25 protein-coding genes are annotated in these 24,033 nt (G+C 35.8%); 10 read left to right on the top strand and 15 right to left on the bottom strand.

The genetic code is table 11. From position 1 onward, the window contains the following. Positions 1-8 precede the first annotated feature (8 nt). Positions 9-860 carry a neutral zinc metallopeptidase gene (locus LQU94_RS07350; RefSeq protein WP_230697035.1) on the bottom strand — a complete coding sequence of 284 codons (852 nt, stop codon included), beginning with the start codon at positions 858-860 and terminating at the stop codon, positions 9-11. 109 nt (positions 861-969) lie between these two features. Here LQU94_RS07350 and glpK point away from each other — a divergent pair, with 109 nt between their 5' ends. Continuing rightward, positions 970-2,481, top strand: coding sequence for a glycerol kinase GlpK (gene glpK / locus LQU94_RS07345; protein WP_230697034.1), 1,512 nt, complete (start codon positions 970-972; stop codon positions 2,479-2,481). Here glpK and LQU94_RS07340 read toward each other — a convergent pair. The 14 genes from LQU94_RS07340 to dnaA form a co-directional block, all read right to left on the bottom strand. Further along, complete coding sequence (locus LQU94_RS07340; protein WP_230697033.1) at positions 2,438-3,295, bottom strand: deoxyribonuclease IV; 858 nt, start codon at positions 3,293-3,295, stop codon at positions 2,438-2,440. The genes glpK and LQU94_RS07340 overlap by 44 nt on opposite strands. Positions 3,296-3,345: 50 nt before the next feature. Next, positions 3,346-4,188: a MetQ/NlpA family ABC transporter substrate-binding protein gene (locus tag LQU94_RS07335; protein WP_230697032.1), complete on the bottom strand. Its 843-nt coding sequence runs from the start codon at positions 4,186-4,188 to the stop codon at positions 3,346-3,348. A 12-nt stretch (positions 4,189-4,200) separates the two neighbouring features. Continuing rightward, positions 4,201-4,851: a methionine ABC transporter permease gene (locus tag LQU94_RS07330; RefSeq protein WP_230697031.1), complete on the bottom strand. Its 651-nt coding sequence runs from the start codon at positions 4,849-4,851 to the stop codon at positions 4,201-4,203. Then, on the bottom strand, positions 4,851-5,855 hold the full coding sequence (locus tag LQU94_RS07325; RefSeq protein WP_230697030.1) for a methionine ABC transporter ATP-binding protein: 1,005 nt from the start codon (positions 5,853-5,855) through the stop codon (positions 4,851-4,853). The genes LQU94_RS07330 and LQU94_RS07325 overlap by 1 nt, the downstream gene beginning before the upstream one ends. Before the next feature lie 115 nt (positions 5,856-5,970). Then, positions 5,971-6,594, bottom strand: coding sequence for a hypothetical protein (locus LQU94_RS07320; RefSeq protein ID WP_230697029.1), 624 nt, complete (start codon positions 6,592-6,594; stop codon positions 5,971-5,973). Between the two features lie 12 nt (positions 6,595-6,606). Then, positions 6,607-7,395, bottom strand: a complete 789-nt coding sequence (locus tag LQU94_RS07315) for a SigB/SigF/SigG family RNA polymerase sigma factor (protein WP_230697028.1) — start codon at positions 7,393-7,395, stop codon at positions 6,607-6,609. After that, positions 7,382-7,756, bottom strand: coding sequence for a hypothetical protein (locus tag LQU94_RS07310; protein WP_230697027.1), 375 nt, complete (start codon positions 7,754-7,756; stop codon positions 7,382-7,384). Before LQU94_RS07310 ends, LQU94_RS07315 begins: the two co-directional genes overlap by 14 nt. Then, complete coding sequence (locus LQU94_RS07305) at positions 7,743-8,072, bottom strand: STAS domain-containing protein (RefSeq protein WP_230697026.1); 330 nt, start codon at positions 8,070-8,072, stop codon at positions 7,743-7,745. Before LQU94_RS07305 ends, LQU94_RS07310 begins: the two co-directional genes overlap by 14 nt. 64 nt (positions 8,073-8,136) lie before the next feature. Further along, complete coding sequence (gene gyrA, locus LQU94_RS07300) at positions 8,137-10,563, bottom strand: DNA gyrase subunit A (protein ID WP_230697025.1); 2,427 nt, start codon at positions 10,561-10,563, stop codon at positions 8,137-8,139. An 11-nt stretch (positions 10,564-10,574) separates the two neighbouring features. Then, positions 10,575-12,497, bottom strand: a complete 1,923-nt coding sequence (gene gyrB, locus LQU94_RS07295; RefSeq protein WP_230697024.1) for a DNA topoisomerase (ATP-hydrolyzing) subunit B — start codon at positions 12,495-12,497, stop codon at positions 10,575-10,577. Between the two features lie 34 nt (positions 12,498-12,531). Further along, positions 12,532-13,638, bottom strand: coding sequence for a DNA replication/repair protein RecF (locus LQU94_RS07290; protein ID WP_230697023.1), 1,107 nt, complete (start codon positions 13,636-13,638; stop codon positions 12,532-12,534). A gap of 72 nt (positions 13,639-13,710) precedes the next feature. Then, positions 13,711-13,914, bottom strand: a complete 204-nt coding sequence (gene yaaA / locus LQU94_RS07285) for a S4 domain-containing protein YaaA (protein ID WP_230697022.1) — start codon at positions 13,912-13,914, stop codon at positions 13,711-13,713. Next, positions 13,911-15,008, bottom strand: coding sequence for a DNA polymerase III subunit beta (gene dnaN / locus LQU94_RS07280; RefSeq protein ID WP_230697021.1), 1,098 nt, complete (start codon positions 15,006-15,008; stop codon positions 13,911-13,913). Before dnaN ends, yaaA begins: the two co-directional genes overlap by 4 nt. 153 nt (positions 15,009-15,161) lie before the next feature. Further along, positions 15,162-16,496: a chromosomal replication initiator protein DnaA gene (dnaA, locus tag LQU94_RS07275; protein WP_230697020.1), complete on the bottom strand. Its 1,335-nt coding sequence runs from the start codon at positions 16,494-16,496 to the stop codon at positions 15,162-15,164. Between the two features lie 539 nt (positions 16,497-17,035). Here dnaA and rpmH point away from each other — a divergent pair. Genes rpmH through LQU94_RS07230 form a run of 9 tightly spaced genes read left to right on the top strand, consistent with a single transcriptional unit; the run spans position 17,036 to position 23,918 of the window. Next, complete coding sequence (gene rpmH / locus LQU94_RS07270) at positions 17,036-17,170, top strand: 50S ribosomal protein L34 (protein ID WP_230697019.1); 135 nt, start codon at positions 17,036-17,038, stop codon at positions 17,168-17,170. 19 nt (positions 17,171-17,189) lie between these two features. Next, on the top strand, positions 17,190-17,531 hold the full coding sequence (gene rnpA / locus LQU94_RS07265; protein WP_230697018.1) for a ribonuclease P protein component: 342 nt from the start codon (positions 17,190-17,192) through the stop codon (positions 17,529-17,531). After that, entirely contained in the window at positions 17,528-17,752 is a 225-nt protein-coding gene (gene yidD / locus LQU94_RS07260) for a membrane protein insertion efficiency factor YidD (RefSeq protein ID WP_255702433.1), read from the top strand. The genes rnpA and yidD overlap by 4 nt, the downstream gene beginning before the upstream one ends. A gap of 17 nt (positions 17,753-17,769) precedes the next feature. Next, a complete protein-coding gene (locus LQU94_RS07255) occupies positions 17,770-18,495 on the top strand; it encodes a YidC/Oxa1 family membrane protein insertase (protein ID WP_255702432.1) in 726 nt (241 codons plus the stop codon). Beyond that, positions 18,492-19,406, top strand: coding sequence for an RNA-binding cell elongation regulator Jag/EloR (gene jag / locus LQU94_RS07250; RefSeq protein ID WP_230697017.1), 915 nt, complete (start codon positions 18,492-18,494; stop codon positions 19,404-19,406). The genes LQU94_RS07255 and jag overlap by 4 nt, the downstream gene beginning before the upstream one ends. A 58-nt stretch (positions 19,407-19,464) precedes the next feature. Then, entirely contained in the window at positions 19,465-20,835 is a 1,371-nt protein-coding gene (gene mnmE, locus LQU94_RS07245) for a tRNA uridine-5-carboxymethylaminomethyl(34) synthesis GTPase MnmE (protein WP_230697016.1), read from the top strand. A gap of 11 nt (positions 20,836-20,846) precedes the next feature. Beyond that, positions 20,847-22,748 (top strand): tRNA uridine-5-carboxymethylaminomethyl(34) synthesis enzyme MnmG, encoded by a 1,902-nt coding sequence (mnmG, locus tag LQU94_RS07240; protein WP_230697015.1) that lies wholly within the window; start codon positions 20,847-20,849, stop codon positions 22,746-22,748. Further along, on the top strand, positions 22,745-23,452 hold the full coding sequence (rsmG, locus tag LQU94_RS07235) for a 16S rRNA (guanine(527)-N(7))-methyltransferase RsmG (protein ID WP_230697014.1): 708 nt from the start codon (positions 22,745-22,747) through the stop codon (positions 23,450-23,452). Before mnmG ends, rsmG begins: the two co-directional genes overlap by 4 nt. A gap of 7 nt (positions 23,453-23,459) precedes the next feature. Beyond that, the gene (locus tag LQU94_RS07230) at positions 23,460-23,918 is read left to right on the top strand and encodes a hypothetical protein (RefSeq protein WP_230697013.1); all 459 of its coding nucleotides are present in this window, start codon (positions 23,460-23,462) and stop codon (positions 23,916-23,918) included. The last annotated feature ends 115 nt before the right edge of the window (positions 23,919-24,033 follow it).

Here is a 24,033-nt window from a genome sequence, read left to right as displayed (position 1 = left end):
AATCCTTTCTATTGCAAACCTAAGGCAGTATAAGAATCCCATTCTCTTAAATCTCCTGCATTATAACCTTTCATATACCATTCTTTTCTCTGAGCGGCAGAACCGTGAGTAAAAGAATCTGGTACAACATGACCTTGGGCTCGTTTTTGAATCGTATCGTCTCCAACCGCAATGGTTGCTTGCATGGCTTCTTCAATGTCTCCTGGATCCAAATAACCTGCAGCATCCTGATGATGGGCTACTACTCCTGCCAAATAATCGGCTTGTAATTCCATGGCTACATTCCATTGATTGGCTTGGGTTTGAGATACTCGTTGTTGAATTTGTTGAACTTGAGATAAAATTCCCAATTCCTGTTGAACGTGATGTCCTACTTCATGGGCAATTACATAAGCAAAGGCAAAATCTCCAGCGGCTCCATATTTATTTTGCAAATCATTGTAAAAAGTTAAGTCCAAATATACGGTTTTATCCGCCGAACAATAAAAGGGTCCTACTTGAGAGGAGGCGAATCCACAGCCACTTTGTACGGCTCCACTATAAATGGTCGTTTGTGGTGGAGTATATTCTCTTCCCATATTTTGAAACAAAGATCCCCAAACGTCTTCTGTATCGGCCAAAACAACAGAGGTAAATTCATAGAGTTTATCGCTTTGTTCGTTGTTTTCTGATTGTTCAATTTGGCGATTGGGTTGGGTTGTAGATCCCATAATATCGCCTAAATTTCCCCCTGTTAATAAGGTAAAGAGCACAACAATAATCAAACCACCAATTCCTAAACCGCCACCAACGGGAAATCCTCCGCCGCTACTTCCTCTTCGACTTATATTTCTACTCTGTCTTCTCCCTTGAAATTTCATACCTTTCCTCCTCATTCCTAGTTCTACTTTTATACCCAATTTCAAAAAATATTTTCAAAAAACATATTTTTCCTCATCATGATACAATAAAAGGAAAAAGGAGGAGATTATGAAATATATTTTGGCTTTAGATGCTGGAACAACTAGTAACCGAGCTATATTATTTGATCAATTGGGAAACATTCATTCCGTTGCTCAGAAGGAATTCCAACAATTTTTTCCCCATCCTGGTTGGGTGGAACAAAATCCAAAAGAAATTGTTTCTACTACTTTGGCTATGGCCGTTGAAGCCATTGTTCAAGGAAATATTCCTCGAGAATCCATCGCTGCCATTGGAATTACCAATCAAAGGGAAACAACCATTGTTTGGGATCGAAAAACCGGGGAGCCTATTTATAACGCTATTGTTTGGCAATGTAGAAGAACCGCAGATCAGGCAGAAGAATTAAAGAAAAAGGGATATACCAATGCCATTCGAGAAAAAACTGGTTTGGTTATTGATGCCTATTTTTCTGCTACCAAAATCAAATACATTCTCGATGCCGTTCCTGGATCCTATGAACGGGCAAAAAAAGGGGAATTGGCTTTTGGAACCGTAGATTCCTATTTATTGTACCATTTAACCGGCGGGAAAGTTCATGCTACAGACCCTTCTAATGCTTGTCGCACGATGCTTTATAACATTGTAGAGGAAAAATGGGATGAGGAAATTTTAGAACTTTTGGATATTCCAAAAGAAATTTTGCCTGAAGTTAAAGATAGCAACGCCTTATTTGGAGAAAGCGATCCTCAATTGTTTGGTCGTTCCATTCCAATTTCTGGAATCTTAGGAGATCAACAAGCCGCTCTTTTTGGTCAAATGTGTTTTGATAAAGGAGAAGTAAAAAATACCTACGGAACGGGAGCTTTTGTCTTAATGAATACGGGAGGAGAACCGATCTTTAGCCAACACGGACTTTTAACAAGTATTGCCTGGAAATTAAAGGGAGAAATTTCCTATGCTTTGGAAGGATCTATCTTCACTTGTGGCTCTGCTATTTCTTGGCTAAAAAATGAAATGAATTTTATTGAAAAACCAGAAGATAGCGAAAAAATGGCCCAATCTGTCGAGGATACAAATGGGGTTTTCTTTGTCCCCGCCTTTACTGGTTTGGGAACTCCTTATTGGGATTCTAATGCTCGTGGCACTCTTTTGGGTTTGTCCAACGGAACGAAAAAAGAACACATTGTACGAGCTACTTTAGAATCCATCGCCCTTATGTCCTATGATGTTATTCACGCCATGGAATTAGATAGTGGCATAGAGCATTCTCTCTTAAAAGTAGATGGAGGCGTGGCAAAAAATGAATTCTTACTAGAATTCCAAGCAAATATCTTGCAAGAGGAAGTCCAAAGAAGTAAAACTTTAGAAAGTACGGCTTTAGGTGCCTGTTTTATGGCCGGATTGGGCGTTGGACTCTATAAAGATACAGAAGAAATAAAAAAAATGTGTGAAGACAATACAATCTTCACACCGAATATGGATCTTTCAACAAGAAATGAAATTTTGTCTCGTTGGCACAATGCCATTAAAACCGCTAGTTATTTTGGAGATGGAACAAAGCTTCCCGAAGAAGACTAATCTCTTTTTTATGATCTTCATCCTCTCCTGGGGTTTCCAAATTCATGGGCAAATGTTTCAGTTTTGGATGAGAAACAAAGCGGGATAAAGCTTCCATTCCAATCAGCCCTTCCCCTAGAATTCCATGACGATCTTTATTGGAGCCAAAGGGAGCAATGGAATCGTTTAAGTGAATTCCATTGACTTTCTCCAATCCAATTTTTTCGTCTAACTCTTCCAAAACTCCATCTAAATCATGAACAATATCGTATCCCGCTCCAAACAAATGGGCCGTATCCAATACAATTCCTAGATCCTTTGAATCCACTTCTTGTAAAATCCCTTGAAGTTCTTCAAAGGATCTTCCTATTTCTGTTCCTTTTCCACTCATTCCTTCTAAGGAAATTTTCTTCCCCTCCATAAGGGGTTTTAATTCTTTTAAGGATTGAACAATCCAATCCATCCCTTTTTGGGAGCCTTGCCCCGTATGAGATCCTGGATGAAACACATAAATTGTATCTTTTGGCAAATGATCCAGTCGCAAAAAATCATCTTTTATGGTTTCAAAGGCAAAAGTTCGTACCTCTTCTTTAGCCGATGCCAGGTTCATCGTATAAGAACCATGGGCAAAAAGAGGACCAAAATCTTCCGTTTTTCTCCATTCTTCATATTTTTTTATTTCTTCTAAATCCAAAGGTTTTGCCTTTGACCCCCTAGGATTTCGAGTAAAAAATTGGAAGGTATTTCCTCCTATGGATTGGGCTTTTTTCGCCGTCCATAAAAAGCCTTTGGGAAGGCTCATATGACAGCCAATATATCTTTTTTCGTCTTTCATATTTCCTCCAAAATAAAACAAGCCCAAGAAAATCCTTGAGCTTGTCTTTTTTATTGTACATCAAATGCAGGAATTACTGCTCCTTGATATTTTTCTTCAATAAATTTTTTCGCTTCGGCTGAATTCAAAACTTCCATAAATTTTTTGAATTTTTCTTGTCCTTCTTCACCAGTGCGAACGGCCACAATATTTGCATAAGGAGAATCTGCATCTTCTAACAATACCGCATCGGTTACTGGATTTAGTCCAGCGCCTAAAGCATAGTTAGAGTTAATAGCAGCTAAGGCAGCGTCTTGATATACATTTGGAATTCCTTGTGCTTCTAAAGCTTGGAATTTCAAGTTTTTAGGATTTTCTACAATGTCATTTTCTGTAGAAGAAAGGTTTGTATTATCTTTTAATTGAATTACTCCTGCCTTGTCTAACATAATCAAAGCACGTCCACCATTGGTTGGATCGTTTGGAATAATGACTTCATCTCCATCTTGTAATTCATCTAAATTTTTGATTTTATCAGAATAGAATCCAATGGGTTCAATATGAACGTTTCCAATAGAAGTTAATTCTAAATCATTTTGTTGAGTGAATTCATCCAAATAAGGTTGATGTTGGAAATAGTTAGCATCTAAATCCCCTGCAGCCAATTGTTCGTTTGGTTGAACGTAATCATCAAATGTAACTACTTCTACTTCCAATCCAGCCGCTTCAAATTGTGGTTGTAAAGCCTCTACAATTTCACCATGTGGCATGGGAGATACCCCTACAACAATTTTATTATTTTCTGCTTCCGCACCTGCTTCACCATTTCCCGTATTGGCATTGTTGGCAGTATTTGCTCCACCACAACCTACCAATAGAAGGGATAAAGATAACAATCCAGCTAATTTTTTCATTTCCTTTTCCTCCTATTTTTTGTCTATTTTTTGTTCCAAACGCGTACCGATAAACTGTACAATTTGAACCAATGCAACAATTAAGATGACGGCTGCCCAAAGAATTTCCATTCGCTTATAGGTATATCCATAACGAACGGCTACTTCTCCAAGACCTCCACCACCAATGGCCCCTGCCATAGCAGAATAACCAATTAAATTTATAATCACCATCGTTATCCCATTGACAATTTGTGGCATTGCTTCTGGAATTAAAACACGATAGATAATTTGGCCCTTTGTTGAACCCATAGACTGAGCCGCTTCAATTACGCCTTTGTCTACATTAATCAAATGGCTTTCTAAAATTCTCGCAAAAAATGGAATGGCAGCTACTGTTAAAGGAATCACTGTGGCAGCCGTACCATAGGCTTTTCCTGTAATCATACGCATAACAGGAATTAAAATTAACATAAGTATAATAAATGGAACGGAGCGTAAAAAGTTTACAATTCCATCTAAAACCGAATACAAAACTCTTCTTTCATTCAATCCCCCTGGTCGGGTTAAGGTAAGAATAATTCCCAAAGGCATACCGAAAACAATGGAAAGGAAAGCGGAACCAAAAACCAAAATCAACGTCTGTGGAATGGCTGGGAGTACAATCGATAAAATTTCTTCCATTACAACACCTCCACCGTTACGCCATTTTCTTTTAGGAAGTTTAGAGCTTTTTCTTTTTCTTCGGCTTCCCCTAACATTTCAATAATCAAATATCCGATTTTCTTTGAAGGAATATGATGAATATTTCCAGCAATAATATTTAACTCCATATCAAAGGTACGAATGCATTTGGATAAAAGAGGTTTATGGGCATTGTTTTCGCCGTAACTTAAACGATAAACATCCCCTTTGAAATCCGCTGCAATAATGCCTTCTTCCAAATCTTCCTCTGCTACATTTTGAATAAAAGAGCGAGTCATTCGAGCTTTTGGACTCTTAAACAATTCATCTGTAGTATTTTCTTCTACAATTTTTCCTTTTTCCATAACGGCAATGCGATCACAAATATCCTTTGCCACTTCCATTTGATGGGTAATCATAATAATGGTCATTTGATATTCTTTTACTACTTTTCTCAATAGTTGCAAAACCGATTGGGTATTGGCAGGATCCAAAGCGGACGTTCCTTCGTCGGATAATAGAATCTTTGGGTTTAAGGCGATAGCACGAGCAATGGCCACTCTTTGTTTTTGTCCTCCACTTAATTCCGAAGGATAAGAGCGTTCTTTATCTCTTAAATCGATAAAATCCAACAATTCCAATACTCGATTGTGAATTTCTTCCTTTGGTTTTTTTGTAATTTCCATAGGATAGGCAATATTTTCATAAACGGTTTTTTGCATAAAAAGATTGAAAGACTGAAAAATCATTCCAATTTCTCTTCTTTCTTCTAGCAATTCATTGTCATTAATTCCAATGATACTCTTCCCATTAATTTGAATATCTCCGCCACTTGGTTCTTCCAAACGATTGATACAACGAACCAAAGTTGATTTACCTGCACCAGAAAGGCCAATGATGCCGTAAATTTCTCCTTTATTTACTTTGAAACTTACATCGTCAATGGCTCGAACGGTCCCATTGTCCGAAGAAAATTCTTTGATTAAGTTTTTTACCTCTATCATGAAAATCCCCTATTTTCTTTTGTTATATCAAATTTCCCCTATTTTATCATACTTTGCAACAATAATATATGTCTATTCTCTAAATAAGACAAAAACCCTTTTTCAGGGTCTTTTCTTATTTTTTCTGTACTGAAATTTCCTGGATAATTCCATTTTTTACACTATCAATTTGATATATGTATTCCTTATCATCTACTAGCATACCAACTTCTGCCGTCAATCCTTGTTGATCCAATAAATAATATACCAAACCACCTAAACTCTGGAATCCTAAACTATCTATATGATAATGGAAACGCTCATTGATATTGGTTACATCAGTAGAAGCAGAGAAAATTCCTACACTTACGGTTGAATCAATGGGTTGAGCCATAAAATATTTTTTTATAACAAACAAAATAAATATAGCCACAACACCAATCAATAGATCAATGGTTGTATCTCCATAGATTAACATTTTTCTGGCAATTACCATTACCATCAGATAAATAACCGATGAATCCGCATGAGCAATCATCATCAAAGTAAACTCAAGTCCAATAACCAGTAACAAAACGTGACTTAAGAATTCCTGATACAAACTATAACTAATTCCCTTTGGGCTGTTGAGTATGGACACAAAATATTTTACCAAATCAGGAATCGAAATAATGATTCCAATTACCAACAACAAGGACAAAATAATTTCAAGTACATAAACCACACGGTTGATTAAGATTAAATTCGATTTACGATTCATAAACCCTACTTCCTAATAATCGGCTGATTTTATAACTTCCTTACGCATTTTTTCCAAAACTTTTTTCTCTATTCTACTTACGGTCATCTGGGAAATTCCTAATTTTTCTGCAATGGAAACTTGGGTTTTTTTGTGATAGTAACGATCAATCAATATGGTTTTTTCCACGTCATTGAATTTTTCCATGGCACGGCCTAGGAAATCGTTCAATTCAATTTTTCCAAAATATTGTTCATCTTCTCCAATTAAATCCACCAAATTCACTTCTCGATCATCTCCAGAACCTTCATAGGTTAAATCCAAAGATTGAGGCGTATAAACCTTTGAAGCTTCCATAACCTCCAACACTTCCTCAGGAGTAGAACCTAAATAATCGGCAATTTCTTGAATGGTTGGAGTTTTTTGGTATTCTTGAGCCAAATGAACCTTTGCATTGTTTATTTTTTTCGAAAGTTCCTGAACCCGTCGAGGAACACGAATGGTCCATCCTTTGTCACGGAAATATTTCTTTATTTCACCTACAATGGTTGGGGTGGCAAAGCTAGAAAATTCAAATCCTTTATCCGGATTGTAACGCTCTACAGCGTAAATTAACCCCATAGAAGCCACCTGAAAAATATCATCGTAATCGATTCCTCGATTGGTATATTTTTTTGCCAATATTTCCGCAATATATAAATGTTCCTCAATTAAAATATCACGAATTTCTCTATCTTTTGTTTTTGAAAACTCCGCAAATAACTCTTTCCGAACCTCTTTCGATAGAGGTTTTTCTATTGCATAATACTCATCTTTCTTCATAGGAATTCTCCAATTCCTTGCGAACACAAAGACTTTCTCCACACAATTCCACCATATCTCCTAAGGATTCTAAAATCATAAGAGACATTTTGTATTCATCGTTTTCTTCCAAATCTTTTTTCTCAATTCCTGATACCTTAAAAGACAGAGAAGATTTTCCCAATTCAATTTCAATTTGAATCCGATCTACTCGTCCAATACGAAAAGATAAGTTACAACTTTCCGTAATCAGAAGTTTCAAATCTTCCAATTCATCCATATCCAAATTCAGATTCATAGCCATTCCTGATAAGGACAAACGAGCCAATGAAAGATATTTGGGTTCTGCTGGAATTTCCAATAAAACCTTATCTTTGTTCATTTTCTTCCTCCTCAAATCGGAATACTTCGTCTAATTTTGTAATGGTAAACAATTTTCGAATGTTGGGTTTGATATTTTTCATTCCAACTACATTTCCCTTTTCTTGTACATAATTCAAAAGATATATAAATCCTCCCAATCCTGTAGAATCTACATATTCTAAATTTTCTCCATCAATTAAAATGTCTTTGGAATTTCTATCATAAGCCAATACCGCTTGATCCTTAAATTTTGGTGTATTGTAAATATCCAACTCACCTTTTGGCTTCATAACCAATTGACTTTCTTGTGTATCAATACTCATTTGAAAAGACATGGGGAACCTCCCTTTTTTTTATATTTAGAATAGTATATCAAACTTATGGAAAGTGGTTCAATACTTATTCTTCCCCAATATAGCTTGCTACAGCTACTAGTTGACTATCTTTTATATTCATTAGTTTTACGCCAGAAGTACTTCTTCCCAATAGACTAATGGCTTCTGCTTTGAAGCGAATAATGGTTCCATTCTCTGTAATCATCATAACTTCATCGCTTTCATCTAACATCTTCGCACTAACAACATCCCCTGTTTTTTCCTTAATCTTATAGGTGATGAGTCCTTTTCCTCCACGATTTTGCAATTTATAAGAATCCAAATTGGTACGTTTTCCATATCCATTGGAGCTAAAGACAGCCAGTGTTTTGTTTTCGTCTACCAATACAAAAGATACAACTTCATCTTCTTCTTCTAAGCGAATTCCTATAACGCCTTTGGCAGTACGTCCCATTGTACGAACGTCATTTTCTGAGAAACGAATGGCCATCCCTTTTTTGGTAACTGCCATAAGCTCTTGTTCCCCATTGGTTTGGATGCTTCCAACAACAATATCGTCTTCATGAAGACCCATTGCAATGATTCCACTTTTTCGAATATTGCTATAATCTCCAAATTCCGTACTCTTAACGTAACCTTTTTTCGTCATTAGAACCAATTTATCGGTTTCTTTTACGTTGGAAACTGGAATAATAGAGGCAACTTTTTCCCCTTCTTCCAAATCCAAAAGATTGATAATGGCCGTTCCCTTTGCATTTCTTCCTACATTTGGAACTTCATAAGCTCGCAATTTGTAAACGCGTCCTGTATTGGTAAAGAACAACAAAGTATCATGAGTGGATGTAATGAAAAGTTCTGTTACAAAATCATCTTCTTTTTTGCTCATAGCACTGATTCCTTGGCCCCCTCGTTTTTGTGGTTTATAGGTTCCCTCAGGCATTCTTTTAATGTAACCAGAATTTGTCAAAGTAATGACCACATCTTCTTCTTGAATCATACTTTCCACATCAAATTCTCCTTCATCTGGCATAATTACAGTTCGGCGAAGGTCTCCGTGATTTTCTCGGATTTCTTCCATTTCTTCAATAATTACGCCGTCTAAAGTTTCTTTATTGCTCAAAATTTCTTTTAATTTTTTTATTAGAGCCAATAACTCTTGATATTCTGCCTCTAGTTTTTCCACTTGCAATCCAGACAATCGCTTAATTCGCATATCCAAAATTGCTTGGCCTTGAATATCGGTTAAACCAAATCGTTTGGTAAATTCCCCTTTGATTTCATCGTCAGTACGATAGCTTCTAACAATCGAAATAATTTCATCAATATTATCAATGGCAACTTTTAGCCCCTCAATAATATGAACGCGTGCTTCGGCTTTTTCTAAATCAAATTGAGTTCTACGGGTTACAATTTCCCTTTGATGTTCAACATAATATTGAATCAATTCCTTCAAATTTAGAATTTTTGGAACTCCATTTACTAGAGCCAAATTAATAATTCCAAAGGTAATTTGCAATTGTGTATTTTGATACAAATGATTCAATACCACATTTGGATTGGCATCTCTTTTTACATCAATAACAATTCGTACACCATTTCGATTGGATTCATCACGAATGTCGCTGATTCCTTCTATTTTTTTCTCTTTTACTAAATCTGCAATTTTAATGATTAAATTGGATTTATTTACTTGGTAAGGAATTTCTGTAATGATGATTTGATGACGACTTTTGAATGGTTCAATTTCTGCCCTTGCTCGAACTTTAACTTTTCCTCGTCCGGTTTCATAAGCACTTTTAATTCCTGCTTTTCCCATAATAAAGGCACCGGTTGGAAAATCGGGTCCCTTTATGGTCTTCATCAATTCGCCAATGGTAATGTCCTCATTTTTCATATACTCCACAACGCCTTGAATGACTTCATTCATATTGTGAGGAGCCATATTGGTTGCCATCCCTACGGCAATCCCGGAAGATCCATTTACCAATAAATTGGGAAAGCGAGAAGGCAAAACCGTTGGTTCTACGTCGGATTCGTCAAAATTTGGCATAAAATCTACGGTATTTTTGTTCAAATCCCGTAACATTTCTAAAGCCAATTTGGTCATACGAACCTCTGTATAACGCATAGCCGCTGCACTGTCCCCGTCCATAGATCCAAAGTTTCCTTGCCCATCAGCCAAAGGATATCGAATGTTGAAATCTTGGGCCAAACGAACCACTGCATCATAAATGGAACTATCTCCATGGGGATGGTACTTACCCATTACATCCCCTACTAGACGAGCGGATTTTCTATGGGGTTTATCGGGACTTAATCCCAATTCTTGCATTCCATATAAAATTCTACGATGGACTGGTTTTAATCCATCTCGTACATCAGGAAGAGCACGTGAAACAATAACGCTCATGGAATAATCCAAGTAGGCTTTTTTCATTTGATCTTCTAGAATTACATTCTGAATATCGTGTCCTATTGTTTGTTCAGTCATTTTTCACGCTCCTAAATGTCTATATTTTCTGCATAGACTGCATTGGTTTCAATAAATTCACGTCTTGGGGCTACATCTTGACCCATTAACATAGAGAAAATATCGTCTGCTTCTACCATATCTTCAATGTTTACCTTTAACAATACACGATTTTCAGGATTCATAGTCGTTTCCCAAAGTTCATCGGCATTCATTTCTCCCAAACCTTTGTATCGACTAATTCTAAGGTTTCGATCTCGTCCTAAACGATCCATTGCATTTTTCAATTCTTCGTCGCTATAGCAATATTCTAAAACTTTCGTTCCCCGTTTGATTCCGTAAAGTGGTGGTTGGGCTACATAAACGTGGCCTCCTTTGATCAATTCAGGAAGATGACGGAATAAGAAAGTTAACAACAAAGTACGAATGTGGGCACCGTCCACGTCGGCATCGGTCATAATGATAATTTTTCCGTAACGCAAATTGCTTAAATCAAATTCTTTATCAATTCCAGTTCCAAAGGCTGTAATCATATTTCGAATTTCTTGAGAATTCAAAACTTTGTCCAAACGAGCTTTTTCCACGTTCATAATTTTTCCTCTTAAAGGTAAAATCGCTTGGAATTTACTATCTCGTCCACTTTTGGCACTACCACCGGCACTGTCCCCTTCGACAATAAAAATTTCTGTTTCTGTATTGTCGTTGGATTGGCAATCTACCAATTTTCCCGGCAAAGTCATATTGTCTAAAATGGAGCGTTTTCTCGTTAAATCTCTTGCTTTTCTTGCAGCTTCTCTCGCTCTACGAGCCGAAAGAGCTTTTTCTAATATTACTTTTCCAACCTTTGGATTTTCTTCTAAGAAATTTTCCAAACTAGCACTTAATACACGATCTACGATGGATTTTGTTTCTGAATTTCCTAGTTTTGCCTTTGTTTGTCCCTCAAATTGAGGATCTGGAATTTTTACACTTACAACAGCACTAATACCTTCCCGAATATCATCTCCAGAAAGATTGTCCTCTTTTTCCTTAATGAAATTGTACTTTCTTCCATATTCATTAATGGATTTTGTCAAGGCCAACCGGAATCCAGACATATGGGTTCCGCCTTCTTCTGTATTGATATTATTAGCAAAAGTTAATACGGTTTCTTGGTAGGAATCTGTATATTGAATTGCAATTTCTACCGATGTACCTTGTTCGATTTGGTCTACATATATGATTTTATCGTGAATCGGATTTTTTTTCCGATTAATAAATTCTACATAACTTTTAATTCCACCTTCGTAGTGGAAAGTTTCATTGATTTGCTCTTCTTTTCGATTGTCTATAAAATCCAATCGAACACCTTTGTTTAGAAAGGCCATTTCTCGGAAACGGCGCATTAAAACTTCATGATTAAATACCGTTGTTTCCTTAAAAATTTCTGGATCTGGGAAAAATGTAATGGTTGTTCCTGTATCTTCTACATTTTCACGAATAACCGTTAACTCTGATGTTGGAATTCCTCTTTCAAAAGTTTGTTGAAACTCTTTTCCTTCTCTGCGAACTTTGGCAATTAATTTTGTGGATAAGGCATTTACAACAGAAACCCCTACTCCGTGAAGCCCACCACTAACTTTATAGGCGCTTTCATCAAATTTTCCTCCTGCATGGAGAATCGTAAGTACAGTTTCAACGGTTGATTTTCCCGTTTGCTTATGAATATCTACAGGAATCCCACTCCCATTATCTTCTACTGTTGCAGATCCATCTTCATTTAAGGTTATAACAATGGTATCGCAGCGGCCGGCCAAAGCTTCATCCACTGAATTGTCTACTACCTCATAAACCAAATGGTGCAATCCCTTTGGCCCTGTTGAACCAATATACATTCCTGGTCTTTTTCTAACAGGTTCCAAACCAGTAAGAACCTGGATATTGCTAGATGTATAATCTTTATTCTGATTTGCCATACAATTCCTCCTTGTAAGGACTTCCCTCTACCCCTTAAAAAGAATATTCTTCGATTCCCTTTTCCGTTATTTTAATCGGTCGAATATCCTCCAATTGTTCCTTATAAAATATTTTTTCAATGGGTTCCGCCATTGTAATAAAAGATTGCATTCCCTTAAAAGATTCCAATAATTTTTCTCTTCGTATGGGGTCTAATTCCGAAAATACATCGTCAAACAATACAATGGGATTGCTACCTAATGCTTCTCGAATCAAAAGAGATTCTGCTATTTTTAAGGAAAGCACAACGCTACGAATTTGTCCCTGAGAAGCAAAAGATTTTGCCTCTTTTCCATCAATTTGAAAACGCAAATCGTCCAAATGAGGACCAATGGTCGTCCTTCCCATTTCCATATCTTTATATAAATTGTCTCTCATTAATTGATGGTACATTTTTTCCAATTCCTTTATATCAGAAGAAATCGGCAATGTACTCATATAATTCATTTGAAAAGAATCTCTTTGATTGCTAATGGTTCCATAAGCCTCTTTGGCCCAGTTGTTTAATTTCTTTATATTTTTTAATCTTTCCACCAATATATAAGAACCTATTTTGGCCAATTGATAATCGTAAACTTCAAAAAGATTTTTTTCCCTTTTGTGTTTTTTAAGGGCAAAATTTCTCTGACTAATTAAATGATAATAATTTTTTACATTTTCCTCATACAATCCATCGATGGTACGGATGGCATTGTCTAAAAAATTTCTTCTCAAAGAAGGAGTTGAATGAACCATGTTCAAATCTTGTGGCTGAAATACAACCACTCCAATTCCCCGTTTGTATTCCCCAATGGTCTTCATTTTATTATTGTCTCGCCATAAAAAACGATGACCTGGGCGGATACTCATTTCTAACGTATGGTCAAAACCTTCTAAGTCGATAATTGTTTTTACATAGGCACTTTCTTTTTCATGTTGAATTACATCTCGAATGGTCGTTGTACGAAAGGACCGAGCACTTAAAGAAACGCCGATTCCTTCCAATAAATTGGTTTTGCCTCTTCCATTTTCTCCACTAATCAAATGGATTCCAGGAGAAGGAGTGAATGTTTCATTTTCATAATTTCGAAAAGAAACCAATTGCATTTCTTTAATCTTCAAAACATCCTCCTTCGACTCCATTTCAATGTCTATTTTCACAGTATATTATTATAGTACAAATGTTCGATTTCATCAATTGCCTTCTACTGTCTCCCGTTCATCAAAAAGTTCTACTACATCCCCTGGATATAATTTTCTACCTCTTCTTGTTTCTACTTCTCCATTAACAAAAACCATTCCATCTAAAACAAATTGTTTGGCTTGTCCACCCGATTCTACCCAAGCCATTAATTTTAGAAAACTATCTAATTTTATAAATTCTGTATCAATTCTCATTCGCTTGCCAACCTCACTGGTAACGCCATATATAAATAGGCTTTCTCTTCAATTCCTTGAATAATACAAGGATTTACAGAATCTGTAAAATTCAACACAATTTCTTCTTCTTCAATTACACGAATTCCTTCCAATACGTAACGAGCATTAAAAGCAATCAATAAATCCTTGTCGTTTTCCTTAGCAGAGATGACTTCGTGTACATTTCCAATTTCAGAATTGGACAAAATAGAAATTTGGTCCCCTTCTATTTTCATTTTCACCAATCCCGCTCTGTCTTTACCAGATAACAAAGAAGCTCTTTCCAAACTGTTTTGTAAATCTTTTTTATTTACAACAGGAGATAGATCGTGACTTTCTCGGATCAATCCGCCATATTCAAAATATTCACCATTGATTAATTTTGAATAAAATTTTGTATCTTCCAATTCCATGCAAATATGGTTATCTCCAATTACAATCGGAATCTCTTGGTCTTCTTTTACTAGTTTTGAAAGTTCGTTTACACTGCGTCCTGGAATAATAACAGAACGTTCAAAAGGAAATTCTTTTTCTATAGTTTTTATTGCCATTCGATATCCATCTACAGCCACAAAATTCATTTGATGGGACTTAATATCCATAAAAACGCCCGTTAAAGCCAAACGCATATCATCATTTGAAACAGCAATAATGGTTTGCTTAAAAGCACGAACCAAATCCTCTCCTTTTAACGCAAATCTTTCTTCTGAATCCACTTCTGGAAGAAGAGGATATTCTTCTGCATTTTGTCCCATAATGGTAAAGGATGATTGTTCACATTCAATGTGTATTTTTTTGTCTTCTAAAACAATATGAACCATTGCATTGGGAAGTTTTCGTACGATTTCACCAAATAAAGATGAATTAATAACAATAGCTCCTTCTTCTTCAATCATACAAGAAGCTTTGGTTTCAATGGATACTTCTGTATCTGTTGCTTTAATAGTAAGGACATTGTTTTTGGCTTCTAAATAAATTCCTTCTAGAATTTGCATATTGGTACGATTTGAAATGGCTTTTTGTGCAACGGATACCAATTGGTTTAAGTTTTTTTGGTTTATATGAAATTTCATTGATTCCTCCTTGAGAGAAGTATAAGAAAGTACTTCGTAATAGTAGTAGGCCCTGTGAATATGTGGATAAGGCCTTAAAAAAGAGATGTACAAACAAAAAAGCTGTTCACAGCCTGTGGATGAATACGGGCAAAAGAAATGAGTTTATCCACATTAGGATTCTTCGATTTTCTTTTTTAATTCTTCAATCTGAACCGTTAGATCAATACTTTGATCCATATCGGACTGAATTTTATTGGTAGCATGAATAATAGTAGAATGATCTCGACCCCCAAATTCGCTACCGATTTTTGGAAGGGATAGATTGGTCATGGTTCGTGTCAAATACATGGCGATTTGTCGCGGATAAGCAATGGATCGATTTCTTTTTTTTCCATCCATCTCGTCCATGGTAATTTGATATTCTTGACAAATAATTTCTTTAATAAGTTGTACCGTAATGGGACGATTTGTATCGGTTTCCAAAAAATCTTTCAAAGCAAAAGCAGCCATTTCTTCTGTAATATTCATATTATTCATAAGGCGGGAATAGGCGATAACCGTAGATAAAGCCCCTTCCAATTGACGTATATTGCTTTTTACATGATTGGCAATGTAATTGATTACCTCATCAGGTACGTAATAATTGTCTGATTCCGCTTTGTTCCGTAAAATAGCAATTCGCGTTTCTAAATCTGGTGGCTGAATATCTACTACCAATCCCCAAGCAAATCGAGAAATAAGCCTTTGTTCCAATTTTTTAATGTCTTTTGGTGGCTTATCAGAGGTCATAACAATTTGTTTGTCTTGGCTATGCAATTCGTTAAAAGTATGGAAAAATTCATCCATAGTAGATTCTTTGTCGGCGATAAATTGGATATCATCGATTAATAACAAATCTACGGAGCGATATTTTCTGCGAAAATCTTCATTGGTATTGTTTCGGATGGAAGAAATAAATTCGTTGGTAAATTGTTCACTAGTAACGTATAAAACGCGTTTGGAAGGATCGGTTAACAACATAAAATGACCAATGGCATGCATCAAATGGGTTTTACCCAAGCCCACTCCTCCATAGATAAAAAGGGGATTTGCCTGAGCATCAATCGGATTTTCAGCCACAGCCAAACTAGCGGCGTGGGCAAATTGATTGGATTGACCAATAACAAAAGTATCAAAAATATATTTTGGATTTAGGCGACTTTCTTCCATTTCTGTTGAAATTTTTGGCACAGTATATTCATCATCTTCTACAATAAATTTCAAATTGTAGCGAATTCCACTAACTTCATAGACCAAATCTTGTAACAATTTTCCATAATTGTTTTTATTCTTATCAAAATGTCGTACAGTAAAAGGATTTGGACAAGAAATAACAATGGTATTGTTTTCAATACGTTTCGGATTCAGAGGCAAAAACCAGCTTTTTACTTGTACCTCTTCTAAATTTTGTTGCCAAACCAATTGAATGGTTTCTTTCCAAATATCATTCAAATTTTGTTCCGTCATAATTCACTCCCAATTGTAGTAAAAGTTATCCACATTATTAACATGTGGGAAAAATTTTTGTTTATAAAGTTTTTAACAGCCCTGTGAAAACTGTGGATAAAATGGTTATCCACAGTAGATTAAAAAAGAAATTGTGGATAATATTTATAAAAATAGGCATTTTATCAAAAAAAAGAAAGGATAAAAGAAAAATATCAACAAACTATAAACAATTTGTGAATAACTTTTATTTATCCACAAGGCTTTTTCCTATCCACATACTTTAGAATAATTATACCGAATTCAGAAAAAGTTATCAACAGGCCAGAAAACAAATCTATTTTTGATATTTGAAAAAAGAATTTATTTTTTTGGAATTTTTTTCTTTTGGATAAAAAAATCGATTTTTTTTTAGAAAAAAAAGAGGATTTAATGGCGTAAAACCTTGACTTAGACGGCTTTGGTCTTTATAATAGGACTAGTGTATTCAAATTATTGCCCGTAGAGGGTTTTTTAACGTGTAGAAAAAAATATTAATATGAAATGAGGAGGTGGATCCAATGAAAAGAACCTACCAACCAAAACGTAAACAAAGAAAAAGAGAACATGGTTTCCGTGCTCGTATGAAAACTAGAGGCGGACGCGCTGTATTACGTGCTCGTCGTCTAAAAGGAAGAAAAAAATTATCAGCTTAACCCTAGTGGGAATGATAAAATGTACTTTTTGAAGAAAGACTTAGACTTTAAAAAGGTTTATAGAAAGAAAAAAACTTTTGGAAATAGAAATTTTACTTTATATGTAAAAAATAACGGCCTCGACCATTCTAGGATGGGTTTCTCCATCAATAAAAAGGTGGGAAAGGCCGTCGTTCGTAATCGGATAAAAAGACAGCTAAAATCTTTATATCGGGAATCTTATAAAAATATAAATCCAGGTTTGGATATGGTGTTGGTTGTAAAGACCAATGTTTCAGACTTGGATTATAAAGAGATTCAATCGGCTTTTTATCATATTCTCAAAGTTTCAAAAGTAAGAAAAGGTAAGGGTAGAGAATGAATTGGATACGTAAAGGTATTTTGAAACTGATTGTATTTTATCAAAAATACATATCCACTTACCTATTACCGGGGGCACATTGTAGATTTCAGCCAACATGTAGTCAGTATGCGTATGAAGCATTTTCAAAATACAATCCAATAAAAGCCTTTCTATTAACCGTTATACGTATTTCAAAATGTCATCCCTTTCATAAGGGGGGCTATGATCCCTTACCCTAGAAATCGGAGGAAAATCTTTGATTAATTTTTTAGCAGAATTAATGGGGCATTTTTTGCGATGGATATATGAAATTATTTCAACTGGTGTAGAACCAGCATCTATCTCTTTTTATGCTATTGCCATTATTGTAACTACCATTATTTTTAAGACGGTTCTTCTGCCTCTAAATATTATGCAGACAAAGAATCAACTGAAGATGGCCGAATTCCAGCCACAAATTCAAGAAATGCAAAGAAAATACAAAAACGACCCTCAATTGTTGGCTCAAAAACAACAACAATTGTATAAGGAAGCGAACTACAATCCTATGGCAGGATGTCTTCCGATGTTGATCCAATTCCCTATTTTGATTGCATTTTACCGAATTTTCCAAATGCCAACGCGTTTTGCTTTTACTGATCCTGGATTTTACGATGCAATGCAAAAGAACTTTTTCTTTGTAAAAAACTTAGATCATCCAGATCCAACGGCATTGGTCTTGCCGATTATTGCAGCTGGTTTGACGTTTTTAACTTCTTATTTAGCGCAAAAAAACAAAGCACAAGAAAGTATGAACAATGAACAAACTCAATCTACTATGCGTACAATGATGATTATGATGCCAGCTATGATTTTCTTCTTTGCAAGAAATATGGCAGCGGGTCTTGTACTTTACTGGATTGCTAGTAATTTTTTTGGTATTGTTCAACAGATTATTAGTAATCATATGATCAACAAAAGAGCGGAGGAGAAACTCTCATGACCTATTCCATCCAATCAGGAAAATCTATTGAGGAAGCGATTCAAAAAGCTTTGAATGAATTACGTATTCATCGTGACCAGGCAGAAATTGAAATTATTGAAGAACCCTCCAAGGGATTTTTGGGTTTGATTGGAGGGAAAGAAGCCATTGTAAAAGTTACAGAAAAATTGGAAACCAAAGATATTCTAAATAGTATTTTTGAAGATGATTTTTCAACGTCTACTTTTGCAAGGGAAGAAGAGAAGAAAACATTGGTTGAGGAGATTCAACCAGTGGAAGAGAAGCCGGTTGTTGAAGAAAAATCTATAGAAGAGGAAATTCCCGTTGTGGAAGAAACTTCTGTAGAAGCTGAATTAGAAAATAACGATATTTCCCAAGAAGAAGTGATTGTTCCAGCAGATGCTCGAGAAGAGGCGTTTGTGGAAACTGAAAAAGAGGATCTTCCTGTTGAGGAAAAAAATCGAATTATAGAAGAGTATATAGCAGAAATTATGGAAGCTCTTTCCGTTGATTATACTCTTTCCATTGAACATAAGGACCGTATGGTTTTTGTTTCCATTGACGGAAAAAAAGAGGAAACAGGAATTATTATTGGAAAACGCGGAGCAACTTTGGATGCGATTCAATATATTTTAAGCTTAATATTGAACAATAAATCCGATGTATTTACTCGTGTAATTGTAGATTGCAGCAATTATAGAGAAAAACGCGAAGCGACTTTGGAAAACTTAGCCAAAAAAATGGCGAAAAAAGTTTTGCACTCCAACCGTCCCGTTCGTTTGGAACCTATGAATGCCCAAGAAAGAAGAATTATTCATGCATCTTTGGGTTCCTTTGAAGGCGTCTCTACTCATAGTGAAGGCAAAGAACCTTATAGAAGAGTTGTCATTCAAAAAGAAAGAAAGTATTAATTATAAGCCTTCATAGCTTGCTATGGAGGCTTTTTGAAATTATGGAAGGAAGTTTTTCATGCAAGAAACAATAGCTGCCATTTCCACCTCTAGAAGTCCTGGAGGAATTGGAATTGTGCGTTTAAGTGGAGAAGATGCCATTAAAATAGCCTCTTCCCTTTTTCGATCCAAAGAAAATTTAGCGGATCCATCCAATGATCGAAAGCTATTATATGGTCATTTTGAAAAAAAGGGAGAAACCATTGATGAAGTTTTGGCGGTTGCTTTTCATGAGCCAAATTCTTATACAAGAGAAAATATGGTAGAAATTCAGTGTCACGGGGGCCCTGTTGTCTTAGACCGAATTTTAGAAGCCTTTTTGTCTTCAGGAGCTGAACCTGCCGAGCCGGGAGAATTTACACGACGTGCTTTTTTGAATGGAAGAATGGATTTAACCCAAGCAGAAGCCGTTATGGATATTATTGACGCCCAAAGTATAGAGGCACAAAAACAAGGAATGAATCAATTAGAAGGAAGTTTATCCCTTGTTGTAGAAGAGTATCGACAAAAAATTGTAGAAATGTTATCTTTAATTGTTGCCAATATTGATTTTCCAACGGATGAGGTTGACGATGCCAATTATCCTCTTTTATTAAAACAAGGAACAGAATTATTGGAAAGATTGGAAAGATTACGGGAAAGTTCCAAACGAGGAAAGATCATTCGTGACGGAATTAAAACGGTAATTGTAGGAAAACCAAATGTGGGAAAATCTTCCCTATTGAACCGATTGCTTCGGGAAAATCGAGTAATTGTAACGGATGTACCAGGCACAACAAGAGATATTATAGAAGAATTTGTCCGTTTGGATGGAGCGACATTGCGAATTCAAGATACAGCAGGGATTCGAGAAACAGACGATATAGTAGAAAAAATAGGAATTGAAAAAGCTTTGGAATCTATAGATGAAGCAGATTTGGTTTTAGCGGTTTTTGACCAAAGCCAACCTCTTATAGAGGATGATTATAAAATTATAGAGAAAATCCAAGGAAAACAATCCATTGTTTTATTAAACAAAGAGGATTTGCCAAAGGCTTTTGAAGAAAAAGAATTGGAAGAAAAATTTCCTAAAAATCGCGTTTTGTCCGTATCTATGTTAGAAGAAGATGCCACTACCGTTTTAGAGGACGAAATTAAAAAGATGTTTTTATCTGGAGATATAAAACAAACCCAGGATGCCGTTCTTACAAATATGCGCCATAAAATCCATTTGGATAAGGCGATTTCTTCCTTAGAATCAGCCATTGATGAGTTAAATATGGGAACTCCTTTGGATTGCGTTGAGGTAGATTTGAACGATAGTTATACCCAACTGGGCTATATTACAGGAATGACAGTAGATGATGAAATTTTGGATGCAATTTTTTCTAAATTTTGCATTGGTAAATAAGGAGTGGTAGTTTGATCAATCGATTTAATGCAGGAAGCGTAGATGTTTTGGTCGTAGGAGCTGGACATGCTGGCACAGAAGCGGCTTTGGCATCTGCCCGTATGGGATTAAAAACAGCTCTTTTAACAATGAACCTAAATAGTATTGTAGCAATGAGCTGCAATCCAAATGTAGGGGGAACAGGAAAAGGCCATTTGGTTCGTGAAATTGATGCCCTTGGTGGAGAAATGGGAAAAAATATTGACCGTACCTTTATTCAGTCTAGAATGCTGAATTTAAGCAAAGGACCGGCTGTTCACTCCCTTCGTGCCCAAGCAGACAAAAGACAATATCACGTGGAAATGAAGCAAGTAATAGAAAATCAAGAAAATTTATTGCTGATTCAAGAAGAAGTTATTGAACTTTTAATAGAAGAAGGAAAAATCTACGGCGTTTTAACTCGTACAGGAGCCGAATACCATGCAAAAGCCGTTGTTATGGCTACAGGAACCTATTTGCGAGGCCGTGTATTTATGGGAGAAGTAAATTATTCCTCTGGGCCAGATGGAATGCAACCATCTATTGATTTAAGTGAAAATTTACGAGAAAAATGGAACATTGAAACGATGCGAATGAAAACAGGAACTCCTGCTCGTGTCCATAGAGATACCATCGATTTTACCAACTTAGAAGTGCAAAAAGGCGATGAAAAAATCGTTCCCTTCTCTTTTATGAACCTAAACAAAGATTTTTCAGAAAAAGAGCAAATAAATTGTTATTTAACATATACTACAAGTAAATCTCATGATATTATTCGTGAAAACATTCATCGATCCGCTATGTCTCTAGGGGATATTGAAGGATCTGGACCTCGCTACTGCCCTTCCATTGAAGACAAAGTAACTCGGTTTGCAGACAGAGATCGTCATCAAGTTTTTTTAGAGCCAGAAGGATTGGATACAAAAGAAATTTATGTACAAGGAGTTAGTTCTTCTTTGCCTGTTGAAGTGCAATTGGCCCTATATAAAGAAATTGAAGGATTGGAAAATTGCCAATTTATGCGCCCCGCTTATGCCATAGAATATGATGCCATTGATGCAACTCTATTGAATCGCAACTTAGAAATGCGAGAAATAAAAGGATTATTTATGGCAGGACAAATCAATGGAAGTAGCGGATACGAAGAAGCAGCGAGCCAAGGTTTAATGGCAGGAATCAATGCAGCTCTTTCTGTTCAAGGAAAAGATCCTTTAATTTTGGATCGTTCTCAAGGATATATAGGTGTATTGATTGATGACTTGGTAACCAAAGGAACAAAAGAACCCTATCGAATGATGACTTCTCGTGCAGAATACCGTTTGACTTTGCGTCAAGACAACGCGGATTTGCGTCTAACAGAAATCGGTCATGAAATTGGATTGGTAGACGAAGAGAGATACAAAGAATATCTATATCGAAAGGAAGAAATTGAAGAAGAGTTATCTCGTTTGGAATCCATTCAAATCAATCCAACAGAAGAGAACAATAAAAAATTAGAAGAAATTGGCAGTGCAAAAATTCGAAATGCTATTACCCTAGCGGATTTATTACAAAGACCAGAATTAAATTACAAAAAAGTTTCTGTTTTTGACCCAAACCGTCCAGAACGTCGCCAGGACGTCGTAGAAGAGGTTTCGATTATGATTCGATACAAAGGATACATTGAGAAGCAAAAAGCTCAGATACGCCAATTTGAGCGCTTGGAAAATCGTCTTCTTCCAGAAAATATTGACTACACAAAAATAGAAGGTTTAAGAAACGAAGCAAAAGAGAAATTAATGAAAATTCGACCAGAGTCCCTAGGACAAGCAAATCGTATTACGGGAATTTCTCCAGCAGATATAAATGTACTTCTTGTTTATTTTGAACAAAAAAGAAGGGAGAAAAAAGATTGAATTGGGAACGATTAGATGAAGGATTAAAAAAACATAACATTCAAAAAGACATCCCCTACTCTGCCTTTGATATCTATACAAAATTGCTATTGGAATGGAACGAGAAGATGAATTTAACTCGAATAACAGAGCCAGAGGAAATTCAAATCAAACATTTTTTGGACTCTCTCACCCCCTTCCTACTCCCTTTTATTGAAGAAGGCAGCAAAGTAATCGATTTAGGAACCGGCGCAGGATTCCCTGGCGTTCCTATGGCCTTAGTAGAACCCAATTTAGAGATGACTCTAATGGACAGTTTAGGAAAAAGGATAAAATTTCTTCAAGAAGTTATTGATACATTGGAGATGGAAAATACAGTAGCCATTCATGGCAGAGCAGAAGAAATGGCTAGAAAACCGGAATATCGCGAACAATATGATATTTGTATTTCTCGTGCAGTGGCTCGGCTAAATGTTTTAGCAGAATACTGTCTTCCCTTTGTAAAAGTAGGCGGCTATTTTATCGCCATGAAAGCAGAAGATGCAAAAGCAGAAGTAAAAGAAGCGAAAAAAAGCATCGAAATCCTAGGGGGAGAAATTATAGAAGAATTGGAATTTGAATTGTTTGACGGAGAAACAAGAAATATTATTGTCGTTCAAAAAATAAAAGAAACAAAATCCACCTACCCTAGAGGCGGTGGAAAACCTAGGAAAAACCCATTATAGGTGAAATATGCGCTATTTAATATATGGAATACCCGCTTTATTTGTCTTATATAAAGCCTATAAATCAGAAAAGCCTTATTATCTATTGCTCCTCCCTACCCTACTATTTAGTTTTATTGGTGCAGAAGAAATATTCCCCAGACTATCTTTTCTTATTCAATTTAGCTTAACCATAGGAATTGGGATAACGCTCGTTTTTTATTTTATATTTTTAAGTAAAGACATAAAAAAAGAAAAATTAGACTTTGTAAAAAATAAAAAATTAGACCGTATAAAACAAAGAGAAATTCAAGAAAGAGAACCAAATCGAAAACAAAAGATTATTATTGAAGACTTAAAAACCAAAGAAAAACGAGTATATTGGGCTTCAACCACAGTAGAAGAAAGAAAATTCAAAGAAGAAGACGTTAAAGGCAATAAAGAAACCTCTCTTCCCTCAAAGGAAGAGCAAAAAGAGGAGTCGTAAGACTCCTCTTTTTGTATAAAATGTTCCACATAGAACAAATAAAATGTTCCACATAGAACAAATAAAATGTTCCACATAGAACAAATAAAATGTTCCACATAGAACAAATAAAATG

It is taken from the genome of Peptoniphilus sp. KCTC 25270 (assembly GCF_021012875.1).
GTDB lineage: Bacteria > Bacillota > Clostridia > Tissierellales > Peptoniphilaceae > JAJMZJ01.
This window is presented reverse-complemented; position numbering and strand designations above follow the sequence as displayed.

Excerpts from the sequence above, each read along its gene's own strand:
- rnpA (WP_230697018.1), top strand. The coding sequence starts at position 17,190 with ATGTACTTTTTGAAGAAAGACTTAGACTTTAAAAAGGTTTATAGAAAG.
- LQU94_RS07230 (WP_230697013.1), top strand. The coding sequence starts at position 23,460 with ATGCGCTATTTAATATATGGAATACCCGCTTTATTTGTCTTATATAAA.
- LQU94_RS07330 (WP_230697031.1), bottom strand. The coding sequence starts at position 4,851 with ATGGAAGAAATTTTATCGATTGTACTCCCAGCCATTCCACAGACGTTG.
- dnaA (WP_230697020.1), bottom strand. The coding sequence starts at position 16,496 with ATGACGGAACAAAATTTGAATGATATTTGGAAAGAAACCATTCAATTG.
- jag (WP_230697017.1), top strand. The coding sequence starts at position 18,492 with ATGACCTATTCCATCCAATCAGGAAAATCTATTGAGGAAGCGATTCAA.
- LQU94_RS07315 (WP_230697028.1), bottom strand. The coding sequence starts at position 7,395 with ATGAAGAAAGATGAGTATTATGCAATAGAAAAACCTCTATCGAAAGAG.
- yidD (WP_255702433.1), top strand. The coding sequence starts at position 17,528 with ATGAATTGGATACGTAAAGGTATTTTGAAACTGATTGTATTTTATCAA.
- mnmE (WP_230697016.1), top strand. The coding sequence starts at position 19,465 with ATGCAAGAAACAATAGCTGCCATTTCCACCTCTAGAAGTCCTGGAGGA.
- LQU94_RS07335 (WP_230697032.1), bottom strand. The coding sequence starts at position 4,188 with ATGAAAAAATTAGCTGGATTGTTATCTTTATCCCTTCTATTGGTAGGT.
- yaaA (WP_230697022.1), bottom strand. The coding sequence starts at position 13,914 with ATGAGAATTGATACAGAATTTATAAAATTAGATAGTTTTCTAAAATTA.
- LQU94_RS07310 (WP_230697027.1), bottom strand. The coding sequence starts at position 7,756 with ATGAACAAAGATAAGGTTTTATTGGAAATTCCAGCAGAACCCAAATAT.
- LQU94_RS07320 (WP_230697029.1), bottom strand. The coding sequence starts at position 6,594 with ATGAATCGTAAATCGAATTTAATCTTAATCAACCGTGTGGTTTATGTA.
- glpK (WP_230697034.1), top strand. The coding sequence starts at position 970 with ATGAAATATATTTTGGCTTTAGATGCTGGAACAACTAGTAACCGAGCT.
- LQU94_RS07350 (WP_230697035.1), bottom strand. The coding sequence starts at position 860 with ATGAAATTTCAAGGGAGAAGACAGAGTAGAAATATAAGTCGAAGAGGA.
- LQU94_RS07340 (WP_230697033.1), bottom strand. The coding sequence starts at position 3,295 with ATGAAAGACGAAAAAAGATATATTGGCTGTCATATGAGCCTTCCCAAA.
- LQU94_RS07305 (WP_230697026.1), bottom strand. The coding sequence starts at position 8,072 with ATGTCTTTTCAAATGAGTATTGATACACAAGAAAGTCAATTGGTTATG.
- dnaN (WP_230697021.1), bottom strand. The coding sequence starts at position 15,008 with ATGAAATTTCATATAAACCAAAAAAACTTAAACCAATTGGTATCCGTT.
- rpmH (WP_230697019.1), top strand. The coding sequence starts at position 17,036 with ATGAAAAGAACCTACCAACCAAAACGTAAACAAAGAAAAAGAGAACAT.
- gyrB (WP_230697024.1), bottom strand. The coding sequence starts at position 12,497 with ATGGCAAATCAGAATAAAGATTATACATCTAGCAATATCCAGGTTCTT.
- gyrA (WP_230697025.1), bottom strand. The coding sequence starts at position 10,563 with ATGACTGAACAAACAATAGGACACGATATTCAGAATGTAATTCTAGAA.
- LQU94_RS07325 (WP_230697030.1), bottom strand. The coding sequence starts at position 5,855 with ATGATAGAGGTAAAAAACTTAATCAAAGAATTTTCTTCGGACAATGGG.